The organism is Pseudonocardia sp. KRD291, assembly GCF_019263595.1.
GTDB lineage: Bacteria > Actinomycetota > Actinomycetes > Mycobacteriales > Pseudonocardiaceae > Pseudonocardia.
The window spans coordinates 1-8,413 of record NZ_JADQDD010000267.1 but is presented as its reverse complement, the minus strand read 5'-3'; the positions used below and the strand labels follow the sequence as shown (position 1 = coordinate 8,413).

The window sequence follows — 8,413 nt, the reverse complement described above, 5'->3', positions numbered from 1 at the left end:
TCCGGGATGACGTGGGCGCGCAGCGAGAAGACCTCCTCCAGCATCGGAGCGGTGATCACGTCCGACGGGTCGCCGGCGGCGACGATCTTCCCGTCGCGCATGGCGACCAGGTGGTCGGCGTAGCGCGCGGCCAGGTTCAGGTCGTGCAGCACCATCACCACGGTCCGCCCGGCCTCGGTGTGCAGCCGCCGGACGAGCTCGAGCACGTCGACCTGGTGGGCCAGGTCCAGGAACGTGGTCGGCTCGTCGAGCAGCAACAGGTCGGTGCCCTGGGCCAGCGCCATCGAGATCCACGCGCGCTGGCGCTGCCCGCCGGAGAGCTCGTCCACCGGACGGTCGGCCAGGTCGCCGATCCCGGTCCAGTCCAGCGCCTCGGCCACGGCCTCCTCGTCGTCGCTGGACCACTGCCGGTACCAGGCCTGGTGCGGGTGGCGCCCGCGCGAGACCAGGTCGCCGACCGTGAGCCCCTCCGGCGCGAGCGGCGACTGCGGCAGGATCCCCAGCACCTTCGCGACGTCGCGGGTGGAGGTCTTGTCGATCCGCTTGCCGTCGAGCAGGACCTGGCCCGAGATCGGGGTGAGCAGGCGGCCCAGCGCGCGCAGCAGCGTGGACTTGCCGCAGCCGTTCGGGCCGATCACCGCCGTCACGGTGCCGGGCAGCACGTCGAGGTCCAGCCCGTCGACGACGAGGTGGTCGCCGTACCCGAGCCGGACGTTCTCGGCGCGCAGCCGGACCGGCACCTGTGCCGGTTGCTGCCGACCCGGGTCGCGGCCGGCCACGAGGCCGGCGTCGTGGGCGCTCTGGAGCGTCATGAACGTGCCTCCCGGCGGTGACGTGCGAGCAGGTACATCAGGTAGGGCGCGCCGAGGACGGCGGTGACGATGCCGACCGGCAGCTCGGTCCCTCCGAACGCGGTGCGGGCGATCACGTCCGAGGCCACCACCAGGGCGGCGCCGAGGACCATCGACACCGCGAGCGGCGGGGCCGGGGTGCGGCACAGCCGCTGCGCGATCTGCGGGCTGACCAGCGCCACGAACGCGATCGGCCCGGCCGACGCGGTCGCCACCGACGCCAGCCCGACCGCGACCAGCAGCAGCGCCGTCCGCGCCCCGTTGACCCGGATGCCCAGGCCGCGGGCGGTGTCGTCGCCGAACTGCAGCCCGCCGAGGACGAACGCCAGGATCATCGCCAGCGGCACCAGCACGACGACCGCGGCCCCGACCGGCACCACGTCGTCCCAGCTGCGCGCGTTGAGGCTGCCGTTGAGCCAGACCTGCGCCTGCGCGGCCTGGTAGATCTGCGCGACGGTCAGCAGCCAGTTCACGGCGGCGACCAGGACCGCGTTGATGCCGATCCCGACCAGCACCAGGCGGTAACCCTGGACCCCGCGGCGCCAGGCCAGGGTGTAGATCGCCACGGCGCTGACGAGCCCGCCGGCCAGCGCCGCGAGCGGGATGCCGACCGCGGCGAAGCTGCCGCCGACGGCGTTCATGCCGCCGCCGAGCACGATCACGAACACGGCCGCGGCGCTCGCGCCCCACGAGATCCCGATGATCTCCGGGCTGGCCAGCGGGTTGCGCGCGATCGACTGCAGGATCGCGCCGGACACGGCCAGCGCGCCGCCGACCAGCGCCCCGGTCAGCGACCGGGGCAGGCGCAGCTCCAGCACGATGAACTGCTGCGACGGGTCGCCGGCCCCGAACAGGGTCGCGAGCACCTGGCCCAGGCCGATCGGGAAGTCCCCTCGCCCCAGGTTCACCGCGGCGGCCAGCACCAGTACGACCGCGCAGACCAGCAGCACCAGCAGCGTGCGCGGTCGGCGGACCCCGGAGAACCCCCGCAGCCGCCACGGGACGCGTCCCGCGACGCGGGGTTCGGTCGGCGAGACCTGCTCGGGGCGCCGCTCGGTCGTCGTCATACCTCGGCCAGCTTCCGGCGGCGGATCAGTGCGATGAAGAACGGCGCGCCGATCAGCGCGACCACGATGCCCACCTGCAGCTCTCCCGGGCGGGCCACCACCCGCCCCACCACGTCCGCGCCCAGCAGCAGGACGGCGCCGGACAGCGCCGAGGCCGGGAGCAGCCAGCGGTAGTCGGGCCCGGTGAACGCCCGCACCACGTGCGGCACGATCAGGCCGAGGAACACGATCGGCCCGCACGCCGCGGTCGCCGCACCGGCCAGCAGCGTGATGGCCAGGATGCCGATGGTCCGGGTCCGGCGCACCGAGTGCCCCAGCGACGCGGCGACGTCCTCGCCCAGCGACAGCGCGTTCAGTGCCGGGGCGCTGAACAGCGCGAGCAGGGCGCCGATCGCGATGAACCAGACGACCTGGCCGGCCACCTCGGCGTCGCGCCCGGCCAGCGAGCCGACGTTCCAGAAGCGGTAGGCGTCGAGGGTGGCCGAGTCGATCAGGATGATCGACGACGTCAGCGCGCCGAGCAGGAACGACACCGCGGCGCCGGAGAGCGCGAGCGTCACCGGGGTGGCACCGCCGCGGCCGCGGGCGCCGAGCGAGAACACGGTCACGCTGGCCACCAGCGCGCCGGCGAAGGCGAACCAGACGTAGCCGAGCAGGCTGGTCACGCCGAAGACGTAGATCCCGACGACGACGAAGAACGCGGCCCCGGCGTTCACCCCGAGCAGGCCCGGGTCGCCCAGCGGGTTGCGGGTGAACCCCTGCACCAGCGCCCCGGCCAGGCCCAGTGCGGCGCCGACCAGCACACCGAGGCCGGTCCGCGGGATCCGCAGCGAGCGGATGACGATGTCGTTCTCGGTGCCGGTGGGCGCGAACAGCGCACTCCACACCTCGCCCGGCGGCGGAGCTGGACCCTCGCGCGCGGCTGTTCACCGACACCCGCACCGCTCCGATCGTGCTGACCACGGCCGCCGCGCCGCCCGACCGGCGCGCCGCCCTGGCCGACGCGGGCGGCGACGTCGCGGTGCTGGCCGACCTGCGCCCACCGACCCTGCTCGCCGAGCTCGCCCGCCGGGGCCTGCGCCGGGTGCTCTGCGAGGGCGGACCGACCCTGCTCGGCGCGCTGGTCGCGGCGGACCTGGTGGACGAGCTGTGCCTGACCCTGAGCCCGCTCCTCGCGGCCGGACGGGCCGGGCGCACCGCCGTCTCCGACCCGGCCCCTCCGCGGTCGATGCAGCTGGCCGGGGTCCTCGAGGAGGACGGCTCGCTCCTCCTCCGGTACACCCGGAGGGCTGACAGAACGCTGGTCGACCCCCCGAACGGGTGATCTCGCGTGAGGAAACCGCCGGATCGGGCATCACACCCACGTACGGCCCGAATACGAAGGAGAAGGAGCGGGACATGACCTCCAGCACCACCCCGGCGAACTCCGGTGGAGCCTCCCCGGCCCGCCTCGGCGACGACACCACCCAGGGCAAGACCAGCATCGCCGCCTCGGTCGTCCAGAAGATCAGCGGCATCGCCGCACGTGAGGTGTCCGGCGTCCACTCCATGGGCAGCGGCGCGTCGCGGGCGTTCGGCGCCATCCGCGAGCGCATCCCCGGCGGCAGCTCGACCGGCGCGTCCAGCGTCGCGGGCGTGGCCGTCGAGGTCGGCGAGAAGCAGGCCGCGATCGACCTCGACGTCGTCGTCGAGTACGGCGCATCGATCGTCGAGCTGGCCCGCGCGGTCCGCCGCAACGTGATCGGCGCCGTCGAGCGGATGACCGGACTCGAGGTCATCGAGGTCAACATCTCGGTGAACGACATCCACTTCGCCGAGGACGACGACGACACCCAGGAGACCCCGGCGCCCGCGGCCGCGGCCCGGGTCGAGTGAGAAGGACACGAACACGGTGACCGTCACCCCCACTCCCCCGGACGCGCCGGTCGCGGACCCGTCCGAGCTCGCGCAGCTCGTCGCGGACGCGGTCGTCGCGCACCCGGCGGTGGCCCGGCTCGACGGCGGCGCGTTCGGTGCGATTGCCACGTTCCTGCCCGGACGGCGACTGGTCGGGGTGCACGTCGGACGGCCGGGCGAACCGGTCGAGCTGGCCGTCGTGCTCCGGCTGGACCGCCCGATCCCCGGCGTCGTCGCGACGCTGCGGACGACCGTCTCGGCACTCTGCGGAGGAGCCCCGGTGGACATCACCGTCTCCGACGTGGACGTCCCCGGGCACGAGTCGGACGACCCGGAGGGCGCCGCACCGTCGGCGTCCGCCGGGACGGCGACGACACCCCCGGGCAGGGCGGGCGTCCGTCGGCCCGCGGGCGTCACGCCCGGTACGTCGGTCGAGATCGGTCCCTGAGCCGCCCGGATCCGGGAAGCGGTGGAGGCGGATGAGCGAGCACGCATGCGACGCGGCCGACGGGTCGAACGGGCTGAGCCCACGGCAGCGCGCGGCGTACCGCTCGTTCGTCCGCACCCACCACCCGGATCGTGGCGGGGACCCCGAGGTCTTCGTCGCGGGGCTCGCGTACTACCGCGACCTCGCGGCCGGAGCGCCGCGGGCGCCCGGCCGGGAGCCGGACCGCTACGACGCCCCGGTCGAGATCGTCCCGGACCTGCCACTCCCGACCCGGGTGCTCGTCGCCCTCATCCGCACCCTGCACCGCCGCCGCCGGCCGCGGGTCGAGTAGACCCGCGCCGGCCCGGCACCACCTCCCCGGCCCCACGCCAGGTGGGGCCCTTCCTCCCTAGGAGAACCAGATGAACGCCACCCAGACCGGCCTGCTGGCAGGTCTCCTGCTCGGCGTCGCCGGCGCATCCGGCGGTTTCGTCGCCTTCATCATCGCGCTCGTGCTCGGTGCCATCGGCGTCGTCGTCGGGCGGGTGCTCGACGGCGAGCTCGACGTCAGCGGCGTGCTCGGCCGGGGCAAGGACCGATGACCGGCGAGCTCGCCGAGGCCGGCGAGCGCGGCACGCTCGAGATCGACCAGTCGGTGCTGCGCAAGATCGTCGAGCACGCGGCCGACCGCGCGCCGGGCACCCGGCACCGCGCGCGCACCGTGGCCGGCCTGGGTGTCGGCGGCGACTCCGGCCCCAGCGCCAAGGTCAGCTCCGGTGCCGACGGCCTCGACGTCCGGCTCAACGTCGCGCTGAGCTACCCGTCGCCGATCCGCTCCACCGTCGCCGACGTGCGCGAGCGGATCACCCGGGACCTGGACCGGATCGCCGGTCAGCAGGTCCGCTCCCTCTCGGTGGACGTCGACGCCCTGCAGGGCGACCGGGTCCCCGAGTCCCCGCGCGTGCAGTAGCGCACCCCCACACCCAACCCCCTACGGAGGAAACGCGATGCGGGTCCTGCTCCGCGTACTCGCGCCACTGCTCAGCCTCGTGGTGGCTGCGCTCGGCGTGCTCGTCGTCGTCGAGGTCGTCGCGGCGTGGGTCGACCCCGCGTCCACCGGCCTGCTCGTCCCCTGGTCCACCTGGCGGGAGTCGCTGTCGACCACGCTCTGGACCGCCGGTCCGGTGCTCTGGATCGCGATCGGCGTCGGCGTCGTCGGGCTGATCCTGCTGCTGGTCGGGCTGCTGGCCCGCCGGCACGACATCACGCTCCGCTCGCCCTCGGAGGGCATCACCGTCACCACCGCGCCCCGGGTGCTGGCCCGGCTCGTCGGACGGCGGGTCCGCGCAGCCGACTCGGTCGCCGGCGCCACCGTCACGGCGTCCGCGCGCAAGGTCACGGTCCGCGCGCAGACCCGCGACGCCGGCGGCGACGCCCGCTCGGACGTGCGCACCCGGGTCGACGAGGTCCTGGGCGAGCTGCCCCTGACCCGGACCCCGCGGGTGTCCGTGTCCACCACCGGATCGAAGGGACCCCAGTGAGTACCGCAACCGGGAACACCGCACCGGGGAGCACCGCCTCCGACGCCCCGACCGAGACCATCCCGCCGACGTCCGGCCCGTCGACGTCCGGACCGGCACCGCGCAAGGCCGGCAAGACCGCCCGGCGTGCGGTCGCGCGGTCCGCCGGTGGCAGCCGCTGGGGCATCACCCTGCTCGGCCTGGTCCTGCTGGCCGCGGGCGTGCTCGCGATCCTGCTGATCCTCGGGGTGTTCGGCCAGAACCGCCCGGAGCGCCCGATCCTGGACCCGGTCGTGCTCGGGGTGCTCAACTCCCAGCTTCTGATCGCCCGGATCGTCGCGCTCGTCGTCGCCGTGCTGCTCATCGTGTTCGGCCTGATCTGGACGGCCCGGGCGCTGCGCCCGGAGCGCAAGCCGGACCTGGTCCTCGACGGCGGCCCGGGCACCGACATCCGGGTCAGCTCGTCGGCCGCCGCGAACGCCGTGGCGGACGGGGCGACCGCGCTGCCCGGGGTGGGCCGCGCCCGCGCCCGGATGGTCGGCTCGTCCTCGGCCCCGGCCGTGCGGGCCACCGTGTGGGTCACCGACGACGCCGACGTGGCGGAGATCTGCCGCCGCCTCGACGCCGAGGTGCTCGCCGAGGTGCGCGACTCGCTGGGACTGGCCGCGCTGCCGGTCGCGGTGCGCCTGGAGCTGGACTCGTCCGGCAACACCTCGCGGGTCTCCTGACCCTCCTCGCCACACCGCGCCGCGTCCGGGCCGGGCACCTGTCGGGTGCCCGGCCCGACGCGTGTCGAGCGGCGATGCGGGCGCGCTGCGACCCGCGTCACAGTCCGATCACGACGAGGCCCCGCGTAGCGTCGCCGCCATGAGCGATCGGTCGACCGGGCCCCTGGCAGGACGTACCGCGCTGGTGACCGGCGCGGGCAGCGGCATCGGGGCGGCGGTGACCCGGCGCCTGGCCGCCGACGGTGCGCGGGTGCACGCCGTGGACATCGACCTGGACCGGGTCACGGCACTGGCCGACGACCACCCGGGCGTCTCGCCCGTGCAGTGCGACCTGTCCGATCTGGCCGCGGTCGACACGCTGCCCGCCGACGTCGACGTCCTGGTCAACAACGCCGGTCGCCAGCACGTGAGCCCGCTGCAGGACTTCGACCCGGAGACCTTCTCCCAGATCCTGCGGATCATGCTCGAGGCGCCGTTCCGGCTGATCCGCCGCACGCTGCCGCACATGTACGACCGCGGCTGGGGCCGCGTCGTCAACATCTCCAGCGCGCACGGGCTGCGGGCCAGCCCGTTCAAGTCGGCCTACGTCAGCGCCAAGCACGGCCTGGAGGGGCTGTCCAAGGTGACGGCGCTGGAGGGCGCCGCGCACGGCGTCACCAGCAACTGCATCAACCCCGCCTACGTCCGCACGCCGCTGGTGGAAGCGCAGATCGCCGACCAGGCCCGCACCCACGGCATCGGCGAGGACGAGGTGATCGAGAAGATCATGCTGACCCCGGTCGCGGTGAAGCGCCTGATCGAGCCGGACGAGGTCGCCGAGCTCGCCGCGCTGCTCTACGGCCCGGCGTCGGCCTCGATCACCGGCAGCTCGCTCACCCAGGACGGCGGCTGGTCGGCCCGTTAGCCCGGCTCCACCCGCTCACCGGGTCCTCACTCCCCGCCGTGCAGACTGGTCCGGCGTCCCGCGGCACCGGCGGGCGGCGGCGAGAGGACGGTGGAGTGGCCCGAGGAGTGCGGCGGGCCCGGATGCTGTCCGCGGTCGCGGTCCTGGCCACCTCGGCCCTGCTCGGCGGGTGCAGCGTCGGGCCGTCCGAGCGGCCGCCGGTGGCGGTGCGCGGCGACGGCCTCACCGCGCCGGCCGCCCCGCCCGCGGCGGAGCCGCCCGCGGACCCGAACGCGCTCCCGGCCCCGGAGCCGGCGTCGTCGGCGCTGGAGTTCACCGACTGCACGGCGGACACGACGGCCGAGCTGACCGCGCTGGGCACCCCGGTGCGGCCCGGGCGGGCCCTGAGCGTCGGCTGCGGGCAGCTCCCGGTCCCGATCGACGCGGCCCAGCCCGACCTCGGACCGACCCGGCTCGGCCTGACCCGGGCCACCGCCCCCGGCACGCCGCAGGACCGCCCGCCGCTGCTGGTGGTCGGCGACCTGGGGACCGACGGGTCCGCCCGGCACGCCGCGGCACTGGCCGGACAGGTCTCGGACCGGGTCCTGCAGAGCTACCAGCTGATCGGGATGGACCGGCGCGGGAGCGGGGCGAACCTGCTCGGCTGCGCGCCGCCGGACGCCCGCGCCGCGCTGATCGACGCCGACCCCGCGCGGACCGACGAGGTGGCGCTGGCCGGCCTGCTGGAACGGTCGCGGGCCATCGTGCAGGACTGCTACCTGCTGCTCTCCGGTGCCGTGAGCAGCTACCGCGCCGCGGCGACCGCGGACGACATCGAGACCGCGCGGGTGGCGCTGGGCGTGACCCGGCTCAACGTCGTCGGCGTCGGCGACGGCGCGGACGCGGTCGCGCTCTGGGCCGGCGGGCACCCGCGGTCGGTCGGGAGGGTGCTGCTCGACGGCCCGGCCGACCCCTCCCTGGACGAACCGGCCCGTTCCGAGGCGGCCGCGCGCGCGGCCGAGACCGCGTTCGACGCCTACG

At 75.2% G+C, this 8,413-nt stretch carries 12 protein-coding genes and 1 pseudogene; 10 read left to right on the top strand and 3 right to left on the bottom strand.

What is annotated here, in order from left to right; all coding sequences use genetic code 11:
- The 3 genes from I4I78_RS26450 to I4I78_RS26440 form a co-directional block, all read right to left on the bottom strand.
- A partial coding sequence (locus tag I4I78_RS26450) for an ABC transporter ATP-binding protein (protein ID WP_308252367.1) occupies positions 1-740 on the bottom strand: 740 nt, incomplete at its 3' end.
- Between the two features lie 68 nt (positions 741-808).
- Positions 809-1,918: an iron chelate uptake ABC transporter family permease subunit gene (locus I4I78_RS26445; RefSeq protein WP_218614209.1), complete on the bottom strand. Its 1,110-nt coding sequence runs from the start codon at positions 1,916-1,918 to the stop codon at positions 809-811.
- A complete protein-coding gene (locus I4I78_RS26440) occupies positions 1,915-2,805 on the bottom strand; it encodes an iron ABC transporter permease (RefSeq protein WP_218614208.1) in 891 nt (296 codons plus the stop codon). Before I4I78_RS26440 ends, I4I78_RS26445 begins: the two co-directional genes overlap by 4 nt.
- Positions 2,806-2,870: 65 nt before the next feature.
- On the opposite strand from I4I78_RS26440, the gene I4I78_RS26435 reads away from it, so the two are divergent.
- The 10 genes and pseudogenes from I4I78_RS26435 to I4I78_RS26390 all read left to right on the top strand — a co-directional run.
- Complete coding sequence (locus I4I78_RS26435) at positions 2,871-3,242, top strand: dihydrofolate reductase family protein (RefSeq protein WP_308252366.1); 372 nt, start codon at positions 2,871-2,873, stop codon at positions 3,240-3,242.
- A gap of 74 nt (positions 3,243-3,316) precedes the next feature.
- The gene (locus tag I4I78_RS26430) at positions 3,317-3,793 is read left to right on the top strand and encodes an Asp23/Gls24 family envelope stress response protein (RefSeq protein WP_218614207.1); all 477 of its coding nucleotides are present in this window, start codon (positions 3,317-3,319) and stop codon (positions 3,791-3,793) included.
- Between the two features lie 16 nt (positions 3,794-3,809).
- The gene (locus tag I4I78_RS26425) at positions 3,810-4,262 is read left to right on the top strand and encodes a hypothetical protein (RefSeq protein ID WP_218614206.1); all 453 of its coding nucleotides are present in this window, start codon (positions 3,810-3,812) and stop codon (positions 4,260-4,262) included.
- 31 nt (positions 4,263-4,293) lie between these two features.
- The gene (locus I4I78_RS26420) at positions 4,294-4,593 is read left to right on the top strand and encodes a hypothetical protein (protein ID WP_218614205.1); all 300 of its coding nucleotides are present in this window, start codon (positions 4,294-4,296) and stop codon (positions 4,591-4,593) included.
- Between the two features lie 70 nt (positions 4,594-4,663).
- Positions 4,664-4,843, top strand: coding sequence for a hypothetical protein (locus tag I4I78_RS26415; protein WP_130289780.1), 180 nt, complete (start codon positions 4,664-4,666; stop codon positions 4,841-4,843).
- On the top strand, positions 4,840-5,211 hold the full coding sequence (locus I4I78_RS26410) for an Asp23/Gls24 family envelope stress response protein (RefSeq protein WP_218614204.1): 372 nt from the start codon (positions 4,840-4,842) through the stop codon (positions 5,209-5,211). The genes I4I78_RS26415 and I4I78_RS26410 overlap by 4 nt, the downstream gene beginning before the upstream one ends.
- Before the next feature lie 37 nt (positions 5,212-5,248).
- Positions 5,249-5,782 carry a DUF6286 domain-containing protein gene (locus I4I78_RS26405; RefSeq protein ID WP_218614203.1) on the top strand — a complete coding sequence of 178 codons (534 nt, stop codon included), beginning with the start codon at positions 5,249-5,251 and terminating at the stop codon, positions 5,780-5,782.
- Entirely contained in the window at positions 5,779-6,489 is a 711-nt protein-coding gene (amaP, locus tag I4I78_RS26400; RefSeq protein ID WP_218614202.1) for an alkaline shock response membrane anchor protein AmaP, read from the top strand. Before I4I78_RS26405 ends, amaP begins: the two co-directional genes overlap by 4 nt.
- A gap of 139 nt (positions 6,490-6,628) precedes the next feature.
- Positions 6,629-7,393, top strand: coding sequence for a 3-hydroxybutyrate dehydrogenase (locus I4I78_RS26395; RefSeq protein ID WP_218614201.1), 765 nt, complete (start codon positions 6,629-6,631; stop codon positions 7,391-7,393).
- 95 nt (positions 7,394-7,488) lie between these two features.
- A pseudogene (locus I4I78_RS26390) lies at positions 7,489-8,413 on the top strand (alpha/beta fold hydrolase); the annotation flags it as partial.

Bases quoted from the DNA above. Each gene is read 5' to 3' on its own strand.
- I4I78_RS26430 (WP_218614207.1), top strand. From the start codon at position 3,317: ATGACCTCCAGCACCACCCCGGCGAACTCCGGTGGAGCCTCCCCGGCC.
- I4I78_RS26410 (WP_218614204.1), top strand. From the start codon at position 4,840: ATGACCGGCGAGCTCGCCGAGGCCGGCGAGCGCGGCACGCTCGAGATC.
- I4I78_RS26405 (WP_218614203.1), top strand. From the start codon at position 5,249: ATGCGGGTCCTGCTCCGCGTACTCGCGCCACTGCTCAGCCTCGTGGTG.
- I4I78_RS26445 (WP_218614209.1), bottom strand. From the start codon at position 1,918: ATGACGACGACCGAGCGGCGCCCCGAGCAGGTCTCGCCGACCGAACCC.
- I4I78_RS26420 (WP_218614205.1), top strand. From the start codon at position 4,294: ATGAGCGAGCACGCATGCGACGCGGCCGACGGGTCGAACGGGCTGAGC.
- I4I78_RS26415 (WP_130289780.1), top strand. From the start codon at position 4,664: ATGAACGCCACCCAGACCGGCCTGCTGGCAGGTCTCCTGCTCGGCGTC.
- I4I78_RS26395 (WP_218614201.1), top strand. From the start codon at position 6,629: ATGAGCGATCGGTCGACCGGGCCCCTGGCAGGACGTACCGCGCTGGTG.